Annotated in this window: 20 protein-coding genes; 11 read left to right on the forward strand and 9 right to left on the reverse strand. The window is 35.5% G+C overall.

From position 1 onward, the window contains the following. The first annotated feature begins 82 nt into the window (after positions 1 to 82). The 6 genes from fahA (at position 83) to ACFEMA_RS05205 (ending at position 6791) form a co-directional block, all read left to right on the forward strand. A complete protein-coding gene (fahA, locus tag ACFEMA_RS05180; protein ID WP_411766979.1) occupies positions 83 to 1375 on the forward strand; it encodes a fumarylacetoacetase in 1293 nt (430 codons plus the stop codon). A gap of 145 nt (positions 1376 to 1520) precedes the next feature. Further along, on the forward strand, positions 1521 to 2696 hold the full coding sequence (locus tag ACFEMA_RS05185) for a hypothetical protein (protein WP_411766980.1): 1176 nt from the start codon (positions 1521 to 1523) through the stop codon (positions 2694 to 2696). 88 nt (positions 2697 to 2784) lie between these two features. Beyond that, entirely contained in the window at positions 2785 to 3366 is a 582-nt protein-coding gene (locus ACFEMA_RS05190; RefSeq protein ID WP_411766981.1) for a non-canonical purine NTP diphosphatase, read from the forward strand. A gap of 43 nt (positions 3367 to 3409) precedes the next feature. Next, positions 3410 to 4126 (forward strand): hypothetical protein, encoded by a 717-nt coding sequence (locus tag ACFEMA_RS05195; RefSeq protein ID WP_411766982.1) that lies wholly within the window; start codon positions 3410 to 3412, stop codon positions 4124 to 4126. Then, a complete protein-coding gene (locus tag ACFEMA_RS05200) occupies positions 4123 to 5751 on the forward strand; it encodes an arylsulfatase (RefSeq protein ID WP_411766983.1) in 1629 nt (542 codons plus the stop codon). Before ACFEMA_RS05195 ends, ACFEMA_RS05200 begins: the two co-directional genes overlap by 4 nt. 299 nt (positions 5752 to 6050) lie before the next feature. Next, on the forward strand, positions 6051 to 6791 hold the full coding sequence (locus ACFEMA_RS05205) for a DUF6090 family protein (protein ID WP_411766984.1): 741 nt from the start codon (positions 6051 to 6053) through the stop codon (positions 6789 to 6791). 83 nt (positions 6792 to 6874) lie between these two features. Here the strand turns inward: ACFEMA_RS05205 and ACFEMA_RS05210 are convergent, their stop codons facing one another. Next, on the reverse strand, positions 6875 to 8164 hold the full coding sequence (locus ACFEMA_RS05210) for a tetratricopeptide repeat protein (RefSeq protein ID WP_411766985.1): 1290 nt from the start codon (positions 8162 to 8164) through the stop codon (positions 6875 to 6877). Between the two features lie 5 nt (positions 8165 to 8169). Next, positions 8170 to 8604 (reverse strand): hypothetical protein, encoded by a 435-nt coding sequence (locus tag ACFEMA_RS05215; RefSeq protein WP_411766986.1) that lies wholly within the window; start codon positions 8602 to 8604, stop codon positions 8170 to 8172. A 232-nt stretch (positions 8605 to 8836) separates the two neighbouring features. On the opposite strand from ACFEMA_RS05215, the gene ACFEMA_RS05220 reads away from it, so the two are divergent. After that, positions 8837 to 9721 carry a cyanophycinase gene (locus tag ACFEMA_RS05220; RefSeq protein WP_411766987.1) on the forward strand — a complete coding sequence of 295 codons (885 nt, stop codon included), beginning with the start codon at positions 8837 to 8839 and terminating at the stop codon, positions 9719 to 9721. A gap of 189 nt (positions 9722 to 9910) precedes the next feature. After that, complete coding sequence (locus tag ACFEMA_RS05225) at positions 9911 to 11749, forward strand: DEAD/DEAH box helicase (RefSeq protein ID WP_411766988.1); 1839 nt, start codon at positions 9911 to 9913, stop codon at positions 11747 to 11749. Between the two features lie 55 nt (positions 11750 to 11804). On the opposite strand, the gene ACFEMA_RS05230 is transcribed toward ACFEMA_RS05225, so the two are convergent. Then, positions 11805 to 14465: a T9SS type B sorting domain-containing protein gene (locus ACFEMA_RS05230; protein ID WP_411766989.1), complete on the reverse strand. Its 2661-nt coding sequence runs from the start codon at positions 14463 to 14465 to the stop codon at positions 11805 to 11807. A 134-nt stretch (positions 14466 to 14599) separates the two neighbouring features. Here ACFEMA_RS05230 and ACFEMA_RS05235 point away from each other — a divergent pair, with 134 nt between their 5' ends. After that, positions 14600 to 15385, forward strand: a complete 786-nt coding sequence (locus ACFEMA_RS05235; protein ID WP_411766990.1) for a carboxypeptidase-like regulatory domain-containing protein — start codon at positions 14600 to 14602, stop codon at positions 15383 to 15385. A gap of 14 nt (positions 15386 to 15399) precedes the next feature. On the opposite strand, the gene ACFEMA_RS05240 is transcribed toward ACFEMA_RS05235, so the two are convergent. The 3 genes from ACFEMA_RS05240 to ACFEMA_RS05250 form a co-directional block, all read right to left on the reverse strand. Beyond that, positions 15400 to 15762 (reverse strand): VOC family protein, encoded by a 363-nt coding sequence (locus ACFEMA_RS05240; protein ID WP_411766991.1) that lies wholly within the window; start codon positions 15760 to 15762, stop codon positions 15400 to 15402. Between the two features lie 32 nt (positions 15763 to 15794). Beyond that, a complete protein-coding gene (locus ACFEMA_RS05245; protein ID WP_411766992.1) occupies positions 15795 to 16460 on the reverse strand; it encodes a TrmH family RNA methyltransferase in 666 nt (221 codons plus the stop codon). Between the two features lie 65 nt (positions 16461 to 16525). Further along, positions 16526 to 17713 (reverse strand): hypothetical protein, encoded by a 1188-nt coding sequence (locus ACFEMA_RS05250; RefSeq protein WP_411766993.1) that lies wholly within the window; start codon positions 17711 to 17713, stop codon positions 16526 to 16528. Between the two features lie 129 nt (positions 17714 to 17842). Here ACFEMA_RS05250 and ACFEMA_RS05255 point away from each other — a divergent pair, with 129 nt between their 5' ends. Both ACFEMA_RS05255 and ACFEMA_RS05260 read left to right on the forward strand, forming a co-directional pair. After that, positions 17843 to 18520 (forward strand): SIR2 family NAD-dependent protein deacylase, encoded by a 678-nt coding sequence (locus ACFEMA_RS05255; protein WP_411766994.1) that lies wholly within the window; start codon positions 17843 to 17845, stop codon positions 18518 to 18520. Positions 18521 to 18524: 4 nt separating this feature from the next. Then, entirely contained in the window at positions 18525 to 18986 is a 462-nt protein-coding gene (locus ACFEMA_RS05260) for a hypothetical protein (protein ID WP_411766995.1), read from the forward strand. A gap of 45 nt (positions 18987 to 19031) precedes the next feature. Here ACFEMA_RS05260 and ACFEMA_RS05265 read toward each other — a convergent pair whose 3' ends face one another. From ACFEMA_RS05265 to ACFEMA_RS05275, 3 genes are all read right to left on the reverse strand, one after another. Then, positions 19032 to 19232 carry a helix-turn-helix transcriptional regulator gene (locus tag ACFEMA_RS05265; RefSeq protein WP_411766996.1) on the reverse strand — a complete coding sequence of 67 codons (201 nt, stop codon included), beginning with the start codon at positions 19230 to 19232 and terminating at the stop codon, positions 19032 to 19034. After that, positions 19232 to 19675, reverse strand: coding sequence for a hypothetical protein (locus ACFEMA_RS05270; protein ID WP_411766997.1), 444 nt, complete (start codon positions 19673 to 19675; stop codon positions 19232 to 19234). The genes ACFEMA_RS05265 and ACFEMA_RS05270 overlap by 1 nt, the downstream gene beginning before the upstream one ends. A gap of 79 nt (positions 19676 to 19754) precedes the next feature. Continuing rightward, a complete protein-coding gene (locus ACFEMA_RS05275; protein ID WP_411766999.1) occupies positions 19755 to 20990 on the reverse strand; it encodes a glycosyltransferase family 4 protein in 1236 nt (411 codons plus the stop codon). Positions 20991 to 21024: the final 34 nt, after the last annotated feature.

Consider the following 21024-nt stretch of genomic DNA (forward strand, 5'->3'; position numbering starts at 1 on the left):
AAAATACGAATTACATTAGTTTAAATATCAAAATTTATGTAGGTTTGGTTACAATTAATGAACATTTAATCAACAATAATTTATGCCACTTTCCGCTAATAATCCAGATAGAATGTCTTGGCTTCATGTCAACAAAGATTCAGACTTTCCCATACAGAATATTCCGTTTGGAGTATTTTTAACAAGGGACGATATTATCACCATCGGAACCCGTATAGGCGATACAGCCATTGACCTTGGTGCTTTACATCAATTGGGTTATTTTGAGGGCATTCCATTAACAGATGATATTTTCCTTCAGGATACCTTGAACGATTTTATTGCAGACGGCCGTAAAACGTGGAGATTGGTTCGTAACCGTGTGGCAGAAATATTTGATGCCACTAACAATACCTTAAAGAATAATACTAAACATAAGGAGACCATTTTATTTCGATTGGATGAGATTGAAATGCAATTACCAGTTCAAATTGGTGATTATACGGATTTTTATGCCAGTAAAGAACACGCAACAAATGTAGGGACTATGTTTAGGGGCCCAGAAAACGCATTAATGCCAAACTGGTTACATCTACCTGTCGGATATCATGGTAGAAGCTCTTCCATCATTCCATCTGGAATACCGATACATAGACCCCAAGGGCAAACCATGCCTGAAGGTGCTAAAAGCCCTGTTTTTGGACCATCAAAATTAGTGGATTTTGAATTAGAGATGGCTTTTATCACCACAGACGCCAATGATCTAGGTGAGCCAATACCAATTGAGGAAGCTGAAGAGTATATTTTCGGATTAGTGCTATTTAATGATTGGTCTGCACGAGATATTCAAAAATGGGAATATGTGCCACTAGGACCGTTTTTAGGTAAAAACTTTGCCTCATCCATTTCACCTTGGATTGTGACACTAGATGCCCTAGAACCGTTTAGGGTAGAAAGCCCAAAACAAGATCCAAAGCCTTTACCTTATCTTCAAACGAAAGGAAAAAAGAGCTACGATATTAAATTAGAGGCTTCTATTCAACCAAAAGGGGCTAAAGAAATGACAGTTTGTAAATCGAATTTTAAATATATGTACTGGAATATGGCGCAGCAATTAGCACATCATACCGTAAATGGCTGCCCTGTAAATTCTGGTGATATGATGGGAAGTGGAACCATTTCTGGGCCGACAGAAGATTCTTATGGCTCTATGCTAGAGTTGTCTTGGAAGGGCACTAAACCATTAAAAATGAAGGATGGCAGTGAGCGCAAGTTTATTAATGATAATGATACTGTAATTATGCGAGGCTATTGCGAAAAGGATGGTACGCGTATTGGTTTTGGCTCAGTTAAAACACAATTATTACCTGTTTTTAATCCTAAGAAAAAGAAATAATTACCTAACACCAAGTTAGCAAAAGCATCCATTTTTAGGGTGCTTTTTTTGTTATTGTCAATTATTTTTAGACTTTAGCCAAAGTCAATAATTCATTTTTGGCATTATAATTGAAATTTACCAATTATAACTAAAACCTACTATTATGAAAAAAATTACACTTTTAGCAGTAATATTCGTAATTGCCGTGTCTTGCAGTGGTAAAAAACAAGTCGCAAGAGCCCTTAACTCTGGTAATTATAATGAAGCCATTTACGATGCCCTAAAACGTCTTCAAGCGAATAAAGAGGCAAAGCGTAATCAAGAATTTAAAGTGCTTTTAAAAGATGCGTACGTAAAAGCAAATACACGCGACTTAGAAGCTATTAAAAACTTAAGAGCAGCAAAAAATCCCGAGTTCTATCAACGTATTTACGAAACGTATTTAGCCTTGGATGAACGCCAAAATGCAGTAAGACCTATTTTACCATTGGTTTATAATGGGCGAGAGATTAAATTTAAATTTGTCGATTACACACCTAGTATATTAGCAGCACGAGAGGATGTTTCCAACTTTAAATATGAAACAAGCCTTGATCTTTTAGAAACGGATGATAAAGCACTCATTAGAGAAGCCTATCATCAACTAGCTTACATAGAGCGTATCAACCCTAATTATGAAGACACACGCGAATTAATGCAAGAAGCGCATGAGCGTGGTACTGTCCATATTGCTGTGTCGATTGAAAATCAGACACGGCAAGTTATCCCTCGACGTCTGGAAGCTGCCTTGTTGGACTTTAATACTTATGGTTTAGATCAATTCTGGATGGCATACCATGGCAATCCAGACCCAAAAAATGACTACGATTATGCCATGCAATTGCAACTTGCTCAAATTAACATCTCACCTGAGCGACTGAGAGAACGTGAGTTTGTTAGAGAGCGAGATATTAAGGATGGTTGGCAATACAAGCTTGATGCTAATGGCAATGTGATGAAAGACAGTTTAGGTAATGATATCAAAGAAGATAAGATTATTAGAGTTAGAGCACGTTTGTTTGAAACTATTCAGGAAAAGTCATCACAAATAGTCGCCAGAGTTGTGTTTTCCGATCTTAAGAATCAAGAGGTCATAGAAAGTTTCCCTATTGATAGTGGTTTTGTGTTCGAGAACTTTTTTGCAAGATTTAGGGGTGACAAACGAGCATTGTCTAGAGAGGATTTAGACCTCATTAGAAATAGAGCCATTCCTTATCCTACCAATGAACAAATGGTATTTGATTCTGGTGAAGATTTAAAATTGAAACTGAAACGGATTATACAAGATTATAGATTGTGATTTCTATAAAATTAGATTAATGAAAAGCGACCTCTTAGGGTCGCTTTTTTCTTTATTTTTAACTCGAAATAAAATACAACATCAATTAATGAAACTCGTATTCGCCACAAACAATTCTAATAAACTTAAGGAAGTTCAAAGTTTAGTGCCAAAGCATATCCAATTATTATCACTAAAGGACATTGGTTGTGAAGAGGACATCCCCGAAACCACAGGTACTATTGAAGGCAATGCAAAGCAGAAAGCCAATCATATCAAAACCAAGTATGGCTATGATTGCTTTGCTGATGATACAGGTTTGGAAGTCTCAGCACTTAACGGGGAACCAGGAGTGGATTCTGCTCACTATGCAGGACCTCAACGAAATGCAGAAGACAATATGGACAAGCTTTTAGAGAAACTAAAAGACAAACCAAACCGAGCTGCCCAATTTAAAACTGTTATTGCACTTCAGATTAATGGAGAGTTACATACATTTACTGGAATCTGCGAAGGAGAAATCACAAAAGAAAAACACGGAGATAAAGGCTTTGGCTACGATCCAATTTTTAAAGCAGAGGGTTACAATAAAACCTTTGCAGAAATTTCTTTAGAAGAAAAAAATAAGATTGGTCATCGGGGGAAGGCTATAAAACAGTTAATTAGCTTTTTAATAAAATACAACATATAGCTTTTTTAGCTACCTTAGTGTACACTAACCAGTAAATTTATCAATGGAACGTTATAAGAAACTGCATTTGTGGCTAATTGTTCCATTAGTCATTATTCAAGTTGGAATTTTCAATTATTACTGGCCAAAATTTACGAACGTCACTTGGGAAATACACTTCCACTATTGGCTAGTCACCTTTTGGTATATTTTAGTTATCATTCAACCATATTTAGCGGTAAATGGAAAAATTCCTCAACATCGAACTTTGGGTATTTTTGGTTTTTTACTCGCAGGTGGTGTTATTTTTACTGGATTCAGTCTTTTAGATATTCCTTTAAGAATATTAGCAAATGCTGATCCCAATAGACCAGGACCGCCAGAAGCATTCTATTATGGGACTATAATCGTAGAGTTTTTGTTAATGATGGCTTTTATTTATGCTGTATGTAAAAGTATAATTCATCGAAAAAATCTGCACGAGCATGCCTGGTGGTTAATCTGTAGTTTATTTTACATGATGATGCCAGCCTTAGGGCGTGGCATGATTGTATTTCTTAGAAAGGTCATGAGCCCTGAAAACTTTAAACCCATGTATGTGTTTATCGCTTCTGAACTGATTTATATTCCTCTTTTTATTCTATTTATCGCCAAATTCGGAAAATGGAAACACCAAGCCACAATTATAGGATTTTTACTCATTGGAGTGCGACTCTTAAGAGTACCTTTAGGTTCTTCAGAGACGATTCAAGAATTTTTAAAAGCAGTTATACAATTTTGAAACAAAGACTTATAAATATTAGTTTTATTCTATTTCTGATTTTAACACAATCCTATGCATTTCAAAAAAGCAATACACCGCCTCAAAATGTAAACAAACCAAACATTCTGCTCATTGTAGCGGACGACATGGGCTATGCAGATTTAGGCTGTTTTGGCAGTGATATTCTCACCCCAAATATTGATGCGCTAGCAGCCGAAGGAGTGCGTTTTAGTAATTTTTATTCCGCACCTAGTTGCGCCCCAACCAGAGCAGCTTTAATTACAGGTACAGATAATCATGTTGCTGGTGTTGGTTCACAATTTCACAGAAATGATGAACAATGGGGTTATGAAGGCCGTTTAAGTAAACGAGTAGTAACCATTCCTCAGGTTTTAAAAACAGTAAATTACCAAACTTATATGGTGGGTAAGTGGCATTTAGGGTCACGAGAAGAGGATTTGGCAGAGCGCAAAGGATTCGATAAATCATTTATAATGTATCAAGGTGCAGGCAACCATCACAATAATGTTGGGTTTGAAGCACCAGATCGGCCTTCAACTTACGCGCTAAATGGCGAAGTCGTTGATTGGCCAAAAGATGAATATTCCACAGATTTGTACACCGATTACCTTATTAATTTTATAAAAGAAGGTGATAACGATAAACCCTTTTTCGCATTTGCTGCATACACCTCTCCACATTGGCCGCTTCAAGTGGCACCAGAATATTGGAAAAAATACGAAGCCAACTATGTTGAAGGCTACGAAGTATTGCGCAAGCGTCGATTAAACGCTTTAAAAGCTAAAGGCCTTATAGACGAAAATCACCCTCTGCCTCCACTCCATCCTGACGTAAAAGCATGGGATTCACTAAGCCCAAAAGAACAAAAAATAGAAATCCGAAAAATGGCACTTTACGCCGGTATGCTCGAGAATTTAGATGCCAATATTGGGAGACTCATACAACAGCTCAAGGACAATGGAACTTACAACAATACCCTTATTGTTTTTATGAGTGATAATGGTGCTGCCTATCGTGATTTCTACGAATCTGGACCTTTTGCAGAATTTCTTCAAGCTAATTATGATAATAGTTATGAAAACATGGGAGCGCCAGACTCATTTGTGTCTTATGGACCTCAATGGGCAGAAGCTGGCTCTGCACCATTTCGCTATTTTAAACAGTATATGTATGAGGGCGGAGTCAGAACCCCGTTAATTATTCGCCATCCCAATGTCAAAAATAAAGGAAGTATCAATAAAGAAAAAATAACACTTACGGATTTGGCACCGACTTTTTACGAAGTCGCAACTGCTGATTATCCTGAAACCTATAATGGAAATACCATCTACCCACTCAAAGGCAAATCGGCTTTAGACATGCTTAGTAGTGATACTAAACAAATACATTCTAATACCGACACTTATATCATGGAACACCATCACCATGTATTGGTACGCCAAGGAAATTGGAAGCTTGTTAATCCAGGAGAAGCATGGAACGACTCTAAATTTGAACTCTACAACATTGTTAATGATCCGTCTGAAAGTATAGACGTAAAAACTGAACATCTAGATATCTATAATGCACTGCTAAAAATTTGGCTAGCCTATAAAAAAGAGAATAAGATTGTACGGTATTGAGAAGTGCTAAGTATTGTTTTTAAGAATATCTTCAAAAATTGGCTGTTGCACGTATTAGATTTATCACTTTTTTTAGTTAGTGACAAAAGTTACTAAAATATGACTAGGTCTATAAAAAAAATCATGAAGGTTAAAAGGGTTACTAACTTATATAGCAACACAACATTTAATTGAAAATCAGTCTCCTTTAACTCTTCATAATGTTTTTTAGTATCTTTTCAATTCGAAAAATGGGTCTATTATTTTAACCGAACCAACACTAAATGTTTAAATTCTTCCGACAAATTAGATACAATCTTATGGAAAAAAATAAAACTAGTAGATATCTCAAATATGCTATTGGAGAAATTATTTTAGTTGTCATTGGTATTCTACTCGCTCTACAAATAAACAATTGGAATGAACAACGAAAGGATAAATTAACAGAAAAAGAATTATTAAAAGGACTATTAATAGACTTTTCAGAAACAAAATCTAGATTAAAAGAAACTATTGGTCTTCAAAATACAGCTTTCTCTTACGGCAAACGATTATTATTCTTATACGAGACTAGTAGATTATTAGAAAAGAAAGATTCAATTGCCGCTTTTGTTGGATTTGGAGCTTTGTCTTGGTGGCGAGCAGAACCTGTTACAGGAACTTATGACGCAATGGTTAGCACTGGCAATATAGAATTAATAGGCAATAAGGAATTAAAACGTGATTTAGCCAAATTTGATGCAGAATTGAAAAGTGGCTTTGAAGATCACGAATATAGTATGGACTTATTGAATGAACTTACCTTGGAACAAAGCGAATATGCATTCAATTTTTTATATGATAACACTCGGAGCGATTTAGGGTTGTCAATTTTTAAAGATGCCGCAGAAAAGGAGAAGAATATCAATGCCGCAATAAATGCATTAAAGAATAATAAGAAATTTTTTGGTTTATTATCCTCGAGGCTAATGATGGAAAAGAACAGGTTAGAAAGACAAGAGAAAATGTTTCATTTTGTTAATAATATAATATCCATTGTAGAATTAGAATTAAAAAAATAACGAAGCACAACAATATGTAACCAATGAGCAAACCTTAAAAGGATTGTGCAAATTTTAAGGTCATTATAATCTCTTAAAAATTTCTATTGAGGTAAGTTAAGGTCCCGTTTCATTTGCTTAAATCGAGGGTCTAGGAGAATTTCTTTGGGGTAGACATAGTCTAAAGTAAACATGTAAAAACTATTGGTTTCTTCATCTAGACCTATTTGATGCCAGCGTATACTTTCATCAAAGTCGCGTTTAGCATTATATACAAGACCCATGGCAATTGGGTCTCCATAATTGCTTTCAGTAACCCGAGTTAAATAACGCTCTATGGCTTTATTCTTTTTTTCGGTTATTTCACAATTGTCATAAACAAAAATAAAGCAGGATTCGAGCAGTTCACTACCCCAATCTCCTATTAAATTACGTGCTTTATTAAGGTCTTTATCAGCTAAATCGCACTGGTTCCTATACATATGGGTATAGCTTCTTTTGACGTAGCCCCAAATCCAATTAGGATGAATTTCTAAAGCATCAGAGAAGGCCTTTTCAGCTTCTTCATAATTTTCGTCTAATAAATTTGCCCATCCTAAATTATGTAAACTGGAGATAGATATTGGGTCAATAACCACAGCTTTTTCAGCCATAGTAATGGCTTCATCATAGCGTTTTAATGTCGCTAAAAAGAAAGAGTATCTAATTAATGCATTTGCATTGTTTGGGTCTAAGGTAATGGCCTTTTTATAAGATGCTTCTGCAGCATCCCAATCCCTATCCTGGTAAAATTTTATCATAGCATCTACCGTATAGGCTTCCGCATAATTAGGATCTAGTCTTAACGCCGTCTGTACTGCTAAACGTGCCTCATTAAATATATCTGCCCTAGTATCTGTAGCGAACATTGCTTGCACTTGCTTCTCATTAGCAATAGCTACATAAGCGGCTACAAAGTCTTTATCAATTTTAATAGCCTCTCTAAAGTGATTGAGCGCTAATTCTGTTTCTTCCTGAGTAGAACCATAGCTTAGTGCTCTACCTTTCATATAATGGGCTTGTGCTTCAGAATTATCACTCCACGATTTGGAGGAGAGTTCTTCTTTTTTAAAACGCTTTGGTAAAGACGCTAATAGCGAGGAAACGATCTGCTCTTCAATTTTTAAAATATCGCCCGTTTTTAAAGTCACCTTTTCCCCCCAGATCTGGGCATTAGATTCGGTGTCTATAAGCTGACAATTTACAATGAGGTTATCATCTAATCTATTGATCCTACCTGTCAACATAATATTTGCCTTTAAACTCCTGCGCACATTATTTGGGTTCTGTTCATCTTTAGATAGTAAAAAAGATGACGCTTTAGATACCAATTGCATACTTGTATTCTGTGACAATCGGTTTATAATATCTCGGGTATGCCTTGGGATAAATAATCCATAGAAGCATCTCCAGCGATACTTTCAAAAGGTAACACTGCCAAGCGATAATCCTTTTCGGAGTCTATGTTATTAAAAGCAATAGAGTCAACATTCGCGTTATTACTAAAATAAAAAGCAGTCGCTAAAGTTAAAACCCCAATTACGATGTAAGACACAGATTCCTTTTTAGTATAGTTTTGGTGACCCACTTCCCCATGCAGCCAATTCCATAAGAGTGCTATAATAAAACCACCTACTAAGGCAATTAAGGTAAATGTTAAGGCTTTAGGATTGAGTCCATATTTTGTAATAAAGAAATCTACGGCCTGTAGTATAACAAAAGACGCTGCAGGATATGCAACAAAAGTTTTCCAAATTCTTCGCTTTTTTAATTTTTCAAAAAAAGAGTCGGCCATACTATTATACTACAATCAAATGTTTAATCATGTTCAATATACTAATTATCTTCGTTGTTATTTGAATACACAAATTTTAAAATCAAAAAACACTAAAATTCAATACCAAAATACTTTAAACATCAATTTAGAAACTAATTAATCTGTGGTCTTAATTGCCATATCAACACTAAGTAAATTAATTGTACTTTTAATAGTTAATGACACAATAAAAGAATCGAAATCTTAATTCATGAAAAGAAATAGCACCGTAAAAGTATTACTAGTATTACTCATTTTATTGACAGTAAATAATGGATTCTCACAAAGCAACAAAAACATAGTTACAACTGGTCCAGAAAATGGAGCCCTCTTTATAGTTGGTGGAGGTAGCATGAGTGAAGAACTTTGGGATGAATTTAAAAAACTTATGGGAGGTGCTGATAAGCATTTGGTTGTATCACCAACAGCAATTTCTAGTGAGAACTACAGTAAAACGTTCTTAGAAGAATATAAAAAATCGTTTTTAGATAAAGGTTTTACTAATGTAACTGTTTTGCACACTAGAGATAGAAGCGAAGCAAATTCCGAAGCTTTTACTAATATTTTAGCTAATGCAGCAGGAGTTTGGTTCACAGGTGGAAGACAATGGCGCTATGCAGATTCTTATCTAAATACTAAAACACATGATGCTCTAAAAAGAGTTCTTGAGCGCGGAGGTGTTATCGGTGGTTCTTCAGCCGGTGCAACAATACAAGGATCATATTTAGCAAGAGGAGATTCTAAAACTAACCTTATAATGATGGGAGACCATGAGGAGGGCTTAAGTTTTATAAAAAATATAGCCATTGACCAACATGTATTAGCAAGGAATCGTCAGAATGATATGTTTGAGATATTAGATAATAAACCCGAGCTTTTGGGTATAGGGATAGATGAAAGCACTGCTATTATTGTAAAGAAAAATACATTTAAAGTCATTGGCAAGTCTTATGTCGCCATATATGACGGAACTCGTTGGTCTAAGGAGCGAGACACTATTTACAATTTACCCAAAGGAAGTAGAGAGTATTATTGGTTAAAATCTGGTGACGAATACAATTTAGAAACAAGAGCTGTTGTAACTAACAAAAATTGATAATGTATAAGTAAAAGGCATAAATTGTATATCCAATTAAATAGCGTACATTTGCGCCTTTGAAAATCAGACGACTGATTTTCTTATTTACTCCTCAGGGTGAGGATGTGTTACAAGAAGTTTAGGTTTAAGTATGTCGATTCCCTTCTTATGTAACACTGCATAACATAATCGAATACTTAAACAAGAATGAACACATTCAAAGACTTGGGTCTTAATGAAGACCTTTTGCATGCTATTACGGATATGGGTTTTGAAACCCCTAGTGATGTACAAGCTAAAGCAATTCCACAATTATTAAACGAAGAACGCGACCTCGTCGCCTTAGCACAGACCGGTACTGGTAAAACTGCTGCCTTTGGGTTTCCGATGCTTCAAAAAATTGACATTAACAGTCGCACAACTCAGGGTTTAATTTTATCACCAACCAGAGAGCTGTGTCTACAAATCACCAACGAGCTTAAAAACTACGGTAAGTACTGTAAAGGGCTTAACGTCGTCGCTATTTACGGTGGTGCAAGTATCACAGAGCAGGCTCGCGATGTAAAACGCGGAGCACAAATTGTTGTGGCCACTCCTGGTCGTATGAAGGATATGATTAGCCGTAAGCTTGTAGATATTAGCAAGATTCAATTCAGTGTCCTCGATGAGGCCGATGAAATGCTAAATATGGGATTCTATGAGGATATCACTGATATTTTATCGCACACACCAGATGAAAAAAGTACGTGGTTATTTTCTGCGACGATGCCAAAAGAGGTCTCGACTATTGCCAAGAAATTTATGTACAATCCTATTGAAATTACGGTAGGTAATAAAAATGAAAGTACAGACCAAGTGTCTCACGAATACTATTTGGTCAACGCTCGTGACCGTTATAATGCTCTAAAGCGTTTAGCGGATGCCAATCCAGATATATTTTCAGTGATTTTTTGTCGTACTAAACGCGATACTCAGAAAGTAGCTGAAAAGCTAATTGAAGATGGGTATAGCGCAGGAGCATTACATGGTGATTTAAGCCAGAATCAGCGTGATTTGGTGATGAAATCCTTTAGAAATAAGCAAATACAGATGTTGGTAGCAACAGATGTTGCTGCTCGTGGTATAGATGTTGATGATATTACGCATGTTATCAATTATCAATTACCTGATGAACCTGAAATTTACACACATAGATCTGGTCGTACAGGTCGTGCAGGAAAGACTGGAATATCAATGGTTATCGTTTCTAAAAGTGAATTACGCAAGATTAAAAGTATAGAGCGTATCATTAAAAAACAATTCGAAAAGAAAGAAATTCCTTCAGGAATGGCAATTTGCGAAGTGCAATTGATGTCTCTGGCGAACAAAATCCACAATACAGAAACAGGTAACGAAATAGACAAATACCTGGATAGTATCAATGAACTTTTTGAAGACACTTCCAAGGACGATTTAATTAAAAAGTTCTTTTCTGTAGAATTTAACCGCTTTTTTAAGTATTACGAAAAGTCACAAGACTTAAAGACTATTGAGGGCAGAGCTGAGGATGCATCGGGGCGCGACTACAGCAAATCATCTAACGACACCCGTTACTTTATAAATGTGGGTAAAAAAGATGGTTTCGACTGGATGAAACTGAAAGATTTCTTGAAAGAACAATTGAGCTTAGGACGTGATGATGTATTTAAAGTGGATGTCAAAGAAAGCTTTTCATTCTTTAATACCGAAAACGAATTAAAAGAAAAGGTGTTGGCCTTTTTTACAGACTTTAAACACGACGGTCGTTTTGTTAACGTTGAAGTGAGCGAAAACCGCGGCGGCGGTGGAGGTCGTAAAGGAGGTGGTAAAAGACGCTCTGGAAGACGTAGTGATGACAATAACTTTAAAGGCAAACGCAGATCTAATCGCAGAAGTGATGCTTCCGATAGTGGCAATAGAAGTAGCAGAAGACGTTCAGGTAACGATTCTGACGGTTCTAGAGGTCGTCGTTCAAAAAGTGAGAGCACTAGCCCTTACGCGGATAGACCGAGACGTTCACGTAGATAATATTAAAACCTTAAAACTAAACCCAACGCATTATGTGTTGGGTTTAGTTTTTTTTTCACCTCTTTAAAGTAAAATGACCTGTATAAACTTTACCATTACTTGGTCTATGAATCCGAAACCAGTAATCATTTGTTGGAAGATCTAGTCCATTAATTGTACCATCCCATCCTAATGAAGAGCCCATAAAACTTGTGATAGATTTACCATATCTATCAAAAATTTGAACCTTTAAATCAGGCTCGTTTGCGGCTGCTTTTATTTGCCAAAAATCATTAGAACCATCACCATTTGGAGTAAAAAACTTTGGTTGAACTAATAAAAAAGCATCAAGTGTATAAACACCACAACCATTTTTATCACGAATATAAATAATGTACTCTGAATTATATAATTCATTAAAATATGGATTGTCTTGGTAGTGTATTCCGTCTAGAGAGTATTCATAAGAACCTTTACCAGTAGCTGATATTTCAATAGAATTATTTGTTGATAAATCAACAATATCTAGATTAACTTCCATTGGCAATCCCGATGAAAGTACTGTGAAGTTCTTCGTAATGTTACATTGTCCATGGAAAGTATCGATAGTAATTTTTAGATTATAGCTTCCTGTATCCGTAATTACAGTTTCAGAACCTGTACCCTCATTAGACCATAAATACGAATCGTATTCATTAGTAGTCCCAACAGTAAGTTCACCCTCATTATCGCACAAATAATAGGAATCTTGTAAACCTAAGTCTCTATCAATAGTCTTCAGTCTTAAGTGTTCTATAATATAAGAACCAGGAAGAACCCTACTTTCCATGCGAATGAAAACATCAGTTATAGGAGCTTCAATTAACACTAAATCATTTATTGGGTTGACTTGGTGTTCAGCATCTGATGCGTCATTATAAATACTAATGGCAACACAGTCTAAATTACCTTCAAAAAGGTTATAAATTTCTACAGTTTCTATATATTGTCCTTGTTCATCAGGGCAGAAAATTAATTCGGATGTTGTTAAAACAGGGAAGGACTCTACAAATAATGTAATTGGTGCAGTTAAAAAATTATTTGGATCGTCTTCATCTGTTATCCTAATATATAGAGTTTGTGGATTAACATTATTTTCAAAATTATCAGATAATGCATTAACATTTGAAACTGCTTCATTTTCACTAAAATGGTATGTGACTTCTCCACAGGTTTGACCATTTAAGATCATTCCAGTGATATCTTCGAAATTAAAAAGCGTTATACCATCTGAAATTGCATCATCACAGACAGTAATTTCTTCATTAAAGTTTAATGTCGAATCTGCGATAATTTCAATTTCACGAATAACATTGCCATATTGGTATTCAACATTTGCTGTTACTGTATAAGTTCCAGGCTGTTGATATTGGTGTGTTGGTTCTAATTCGGATGACGTAAAGCCATCTCCGAAATCCCATTCTACAGACAATAAAGGGTCACTCGTCTCCAAGCTAAATAAGTATTCGGCTCCTAAGCATATAGGTTCATCAAGAATATTTAAATAGAAAAACTGCCTAATATCTTGAGGTAATGCTATCGTATATCTTGGATCAGAAGGGCCATTTGCGATTGAAAAATCCCTATGCTCATAATCACTTTCATTACCTAGTCCATTAGGATTATTAATAACACTCAATTCTGGTCTTATGGTACAAATGTATATTTTATCATTTTCGCCTTTTTGCATAGGGCCTACATAGTCTCTTCCAATATATAGTTGAGAACGATTTGTAATTATGTCCTCTTCATTTTCAAGTCTTAAATCGAATTGATATACCGAACTTGGAAAACGATTTCCTTCTATACTAACAAAAGAATTTACACAAGAAACATATAAAAGCTCATTATTAGGAGAAAACTCTATATCTCTGGCCCCGCCATTTGAATCACTTATTGGAGAATCATTGAAAATACCGTCAATCTTAATACCATTACCACTGACAATACCTGTAAGGTGATTAAAATCAAAAACTTCAACGAATGTATTAAACCCTTGAAGGCTAGTTTTAGATATTACAGCAATTTTATTGGCATCATGAGAAATTTTCATTGTTTCATAATTGCCATGCACAACTGTATCACCAGTAACATGGATGCTACCTACATCAGAAACAACTGGATTTGCAACTAGACCATTTGGTGTTAACAAAAAAGAATAAAAATTAGCATTACCAACACCGTGCGTAACTATCCAAAAGTCAATATTATTTGCATGTTGTACTGCTGCCATTTTTAAACCAATAGGTATATCTGTAACCAAAATATTTTTAGTTAAAACATCTCCATCTCCCCCATTAAGACTCATATCAATAATACTGTAATAAAAACTACTAGAACTACTAAACTCATCACTTGAGGACATAAATACATAATATTTATAATCACTATCTGGCAGAGGTACTATTAGTGTTTGGCGAGCAAGAAGGTTACCTATTAGCCCTTCTCCATTTGGCATTACTTGATGGTTTTTATTCCAAATTCGTTGACCATTTGTATAAAACAGAAGACTTCCATTTTTATCTGATATACTTGCAGGTGCAGAACCGTTACTCATAAGTCCATCAAATTTGACAGATGGATTCTCAGAATCAAAATCTATACCAGCCCTAAATCCAAAATACCAATTAGTGAATTCCTTTTGTCCATGGATAATTCCACTAAAAAATATTAAAAGGAATGTGACAGCGACTTTCATTTTGAATTTGAATCAAACTTTAATATAATATAATAGCTGTATTAATACAACTTTCTTGTTAATATTACGTCAAAGAATAACATAAACACTATGAAGTTCGTTTTGTTTAGTACCTTTGAATTATCCAATACGCTATGAAAGCCTTTTTACTTGTTTTATGTACCCTATTCGGCATGCATCTTTATGCACAGGATACTAATGCACAAAATCAAGATCCCACTACGGTTAAAGGAAAAATTATTAGCACTACGACTAATGGCCCTTTAGTTGACGTTAACATCGTTAACATCAATCAAGTTATTGGGACGACTACCAACAATGAGGGTGATTTTGAAATTAGAGCAAAAGCTAATGACACATTACATTTATCTTACTTAGGCTATAAATCCATCAAAGTGAGAGTCACAAATGACTGGTTAAAATTTGGGAATACCGAAATTGAAATGACCGAATTGGCGTTGGCGTTAGAAGAAGTTGTTGTGAATCAGTTGAAATTGACGGGTTATTTAGAAGTCGATATGGCACAAGTTCCTGTAACATCCAATAACAGATTTAGAATTTCAGGCTTACCTAATCAAGGCTATGAAGCCGGTGATAGAAATGTGGTTAATAAAGTGTTAGGTGCTATTTTTAATCCTGCTGACTTCCTCTACAATATGTTTGGAAAAAAACCGAACGAAATGCGGAAGCTAAAGCAGATGAAGCAAGACGATGAGATCAGAAATACACTTGCCAATCGTTATGATCGCGAAATGTTGACCGTGTTACTACAAGTCGATAAGTATGACCTAGATGAAATCGTGAATCAATGTAACTACTCACGTGATTTTATACGTACAGCCAATGATCTTCAAATATTGGATGCTATTAGTGAGTGTTATGAAGAGTACAAAGTGCTTAACCGAAACGCTAGGAAGTAAGGCTTAACTGTGTCTTACTGATTAGAATGCAATGCTATTCTATTCCCTTCAGAATCAATAAAAACACCCATAAAGCCATGCTCGTCAGATATCTTGGTTTTTTCTAAATAGAGTTTGCCACCCGCTGCTTCTACTCTACCTAATTCTATTGAGACATCGTCGGACATAAAATAAACCAAAGTTCCTTCTTGACTAGGAACATAAGATTCTTGCTTAATCAAGGTACCTGAGGCTCCATTAGCATTTTCACTATGCGGAAACCATCCCATTAATAGACCACCAAAATCGACTTCTTTAATCTCAATTTTGAACACCTTTTCATAAAACGCTATTGCCCGTTTCATATCATTGACCGGAATTTCAAACCATGCTATCATAATTTCTTTGAATAAAGAGTTAGAAATTAAATTTACGAAATTTCTTGCTCTGATTGGTAACGTGTTACAATAGCATCATAATTTTTAATCGTTTTTTTAATCCAGTCGAATCGTTTTTTAATGATTTCAGCCTCTGATAATCGCCAAGAAACTTTGCTCTTCTTTAATTTTGAGGTGACATGTTGTAAAATAATAGCTGCGGAAACCGAAATGTTTAAGCTCTCAGTAAAACCTACCATTGGTATCTTTAAAAAACAATCGGCATTGTCTAACACGTCTTGGGACAATCCTTCAGTTTCCCTACCAAAGAAAAAGCACGACTTTGGAGTAATATCAAAATCATACAACTCACAATCCTCCGCATGAGGTGTCGTTGCTACAATTTGATAACCTTGAGATTTTAATGACTTAATGCATGCTTTTGTGGTATTAAAGCGGTTTAAATCTACCCATTTTTGAGCTCCCATGGCAATTTCACGATCTATCCGCTTCGAATTTATCTCCTCAACAACGTTCACTTCCTGTATACCAAAAACATCACAAGAACGAATCACTGCGCTTGTATTGTGCAGCTGATAAACATCTTCCGTCGCTACGGTGAAGTGCTTTGTACGTTGGGCTAATACTTTATGAAACCTATCCTTACGTCGCTCGGTTAAGTAAGATTCTAAATGTTCTAATAGTTTTAAATCTTGCATTGGTTAAAAATAAAGAAACCTGACCAAACGGTCAGGTTTCTCTCTTAGTTTATAAGCGGAATTGTTTAGTTAATTCCTATGTTTCCTTGAGCAACTAATGTTGCTAGGTCATCAACACTAAGATGTACATTAACGTAGCCATCAACTGCCAACACATCACTATACCCAAACGCTGTAGAGTCATCCAATGCTGATACGTTGGTTTTACTTTCTCCAGATGTACCATCTACAGAATTAAATGTAAATAGTATAGCACCTGGTGCAGTTGCAACACTACCAGCATGAATATGCGCAGGGTGACTTGCACCATCTGTAGTACCAACTAGTGAAATTGTTGCCAATGCCTCCCCGTTAACACGTTCTTCAAAAGTAACTGAACCATCAATACCGGGAACATCAACAGTAGCTAGTGCATATACAGTTGTCTCACCTGTTAATTCATTTTGTCCAATGTCACCTTGAGCAACTAACGTGGATAGGTTATCAGCACTTAAATGTACGTTGATATAGCCATCATAGTCTAATATAGCTTCATAAGTAACTGTAGTTATATTGGTTTTACTCATTCCTGTTGTTCCGTTAACTGAATTAAACGTCACTTCAATATCACCACCCTCAGCAGCAGTATTTGCATGTATGTGAGCTGGGTGCATTCCACCATCTGGTGTGTTATTTAAGGCTAATGTTGCCAATACTTCACCGTTTACACGCTCTTCAAAAGTCGCTGTACCATCGACACCTTCAACATCTACTGACCCTAAGGCATATACTTTTGCTTCACCATTTAGTTCATTTTGCCCAATGTCGCCTTGTGCAACTAAAGTCGATAGATCATCAGAACTAGCATGGACATTAACATAACCGTCAAACTCTAAGAGCTGTTCATAAGAAATAGTTGTGCTATTATCTAACATTGTAGTCGTTACAGTACTAAACCCTGTAGAGCCATCAACAGTTCCTAAGGTTAAAGCAATGTCTCCACCTTCGGCGGCTGTATTAAAATGGATATGTGCTGGATGCATGCCACCAGCTGTAGTTCCATTCAATTGTAATTCAATGGTTGTTGAATTATCAGTATTAGCAATAAACGTTACTGTACCCGAAATACTTGGATCAGAGACCGAACTTAATTGGTAAGTCTGATTTTCACCTGAAGGAGATGGTCCCATATCGGTAGCATCGTCATCAGAGCTACAACCCGTAGCCACAATAAGTAGAAAGCTTAAAAGAATTGATTTGATTGCAATTTTCATAAATATGTTTTTTTGATTCGAATCATAATACTTATATTTTTATACTATGTTTTGCTCTTTTACTATAAAAATTGATTCTATTTCAATGGAGCACCTTAATTTAGCTTTAAAGCACATTAACCTTTAAAAATGAAGCATATTGTTGTATTGACTGGTGCAGGTATGAGTGCCGAAAGTGGTCTAAAAACTTTTAGGGATAGTAATGGCTTGTGGGAAGGCCACGATGTTATGAAAGTTGCCTCCCCAGAAGGATTCAGAGCCAACCCAGAACTGGTCTTGGATTTTTACAACCAACGTCGTCGTCAATTAAAAGAAGTAGAACCAAATAAAGCACACAAAGCTTTAGCCGAACTCGAAAAAGAGTTTAACGTAAGTATTGTTACCCAAAATGTTGATAACCTTCACGAAAGGGCAGGAAGCACCAATGTGATTCATCTGCATGGAGAACTATGTAAAATTAGAAGTTCTGCTAATCTCGATGATGTAAGAGAATGGACTGAGGACATCAATATAGGTGATGTTTGTGATCGTGGCCATCAATTGAGACCACATATTGTTTGGTTTGGTGAAGCTGTGCCCATGATAGAAAAAGCTGCTGAAATTTGTGCCACAGCAGATATTCTTGTGATTATAGGAACGAGTATGCAGGTATACCCTGCTGCGAGTCTTATTCATTATACTAAACCAAATATTCCGATGTATTATATTGATCCAAGCCCTGCTTCTGTAGAACTTCAGAATATAAAAGTAATTCCAAAATCTGCCACAGAAGGTATTGAAGAACTAATCCCGCTATTAAAAAATTAATCAGATGCGTTTAAAAATCACTGTTGCCATACTAAGTTTCGGTCTTTTTAATTGTGGTCATTCAAAGAAAGAATCGAATAAAAATACACTTAACACCTTACATGTTAAAGAGCGTTGTATTGAGAACATTTTAAAGCAAGATGATTCCCTAGGCAGTGTAAGAAATTATGCTTGTGAATCTATGTCATTGAGTAATACCATTAATCAATATGTCAATGCGATTGAAAAATTGAATTTTGAAAAATGTCCGGAAGAATTTCACAAAGCCTTCAAGTCTCATACTGCAGCTTGGTCTAATATGGGTGAGTTTACTGAAGCGTATTCTGATTTAAGAGGTGAAATGCATGATCTATTCGACCAGATAGAAAAAAGCAAGGACAGTACCGAATTTAAATTGCTTTTAGATGCTATTTGGGATACTTGGAAAGATGTTGAAGATGCCAAAATACAGCCAGAAAAACCTTAGCCCAAAAGGATTGTTAAAACGAAATAAACCAGTGACATTACTAAGCTAATCATCATCGCTTAATTTAAAAAAATCATTGACTGGCTTATTGAATATTTCTGAAAGCTTCAGTGCTAAAACCGTTGATGGTACGTAGCGGTTTGCCTCTATAGAGTTTATGGTTTGACGTGACACCCCAATCTTCTTTGCTAAATCCTCTTGTGTAAGACTATGGATGGCACGCTCTACTTTTATGGTATTTTCCATTATCTATTCCGCTTTAAAATTTCAAAAAACATAATTTGGATAATCAGCATAAATGACAATACTTGAAAATAGCTAAAATCATTATCCTTATTTGCTTCCAAAATAAAATTGTTAACTACATAATCGGCAAGTGGCTGAATTAAACTGTATACAACAGCCATAATAAATGCTAAAGTGTAAGCTTTAAATCTTAATGTAGTCACCATTTCATCCTCAATCTTTTCCTTTGATAAAGTCACAATTAACAGACCAATCAGTAAGCATTTACGCAAAACATCCTTCAACCACAGTGGCTCACTATCTGTAAATTTTAATGCTATCATGGTTCCAAATATTAAAAGGCAAATAACCGTTCCTCTTAATTTCCATGCATTTGCTAATTGAAACGAAGACCATTTCTCTATTTTGGTGCGTTCACATTCTCGCATCTCTTTTAAATTCATGTCAAATATATTTTATAATTAGTAAAATTATTTTTACTTAATGACAAATATACTTTACATTTTGAAATAAAAAAATAGTTTAACGATTTTTTTCCTCAATCCACTTACTCATGTATTTGATACTCTGTAATGTATGGTGCATTAATACTTGTCCCATAAAATTGTTTAGTCGTTGATTCTTAAGATTTATCTGGAGGTATTCCATCGTTTTTGAGAATTCTGTTTCAAATTTCTTCTTATCAAATCGTTTTGAAATGGTCTCAAACCCATTCTGCTGCATTTCTTTCCAAACATCTGGTTGATTATATAACTGAATTGCTTTTTGTGCAAAAGTCTCAGGGCTGTCCTCAATAAAACCACAAGGATTGATATCACCAAACATACCTTCTGCTGCTATTGAAGACATTATACAAGGGGTTCCGTTTTGCATGGCATCAATCAATTTTCCTTTAAGTCCGGCACCAAATCGCAACGGTGCCAAACAAACCTTAGCATTCTGCATAACGGTATTGACATCTTCAGCGAAGCCTTTAATCAAAAAGCCCGTTTTTTCATCATTTAGTTGGTTCACTTTCTGTGACTCATAGGCCCCATAAATATGTAATTCCGCATTTGGTAATTGCTTTCTAATTAATGGCCATATATTGTTTTTTAGATAAAGAACAGCATCGCAATTTGGTGGATGTAAAAAGTTACCAATAGTCATAAAATGGTGTCGTTCTTCAAACGTTGGCAAACTTAAAATGGATGTTTCTGACACTGAATCCATCAAAAACGGCAAATAGTGTAGCAGCTTTTGATCAATATTGAAGTCTTCCTGAAGGAGATTCATTTCGAATTCTGAAATAATCAAACTCAAATCACATCGATAGATACTCGCTATTTCTCGTTTAGTTGTGTCATTATAAAGGTCTTCAACAGTTAGTGTCTTGTTCTTTTTTACTACCTCTTCCCTAGCCTTTCGCAATCCATGAAAATCCTCAGTATCTAGAATACGTATAGCATTTGGGCATTGTTCAGTAACTCGCCAACCGAATTGTTCTTCGACCATAAATCTATCAAATACCACAACATCTGGATTTAGGTTTTTTACAAAGTCATCGAATGAGGAATCATTAAGTTTTATGGATTCAGCCTTGACGCTAATAGAATCTAAGTCGAACGCATTATCAGAATGTTTTGCAGCAGTTGCAAAAACGATATCAAAACCTTGGTTCTGAAATTGTTCTATTATTTGCAACAAACGACTCCCCGCAGCAGAACTCCTTGGCTCTGGCCAAACAAAGCCAATAATTAAAAGGTTGCTATGAGACATAACAACCTTTTAAATGAATATTTATAATCTTATG

Origin of the sequence: Winogradskyella sp. A3E31, assembly GCF_046720935.1 — a bacterium.
GTDB lineage: Bacteria > Bacteroidota > Bacteroidia > Flavobacteriales > Flavobacteriaceae > Winogradskyella.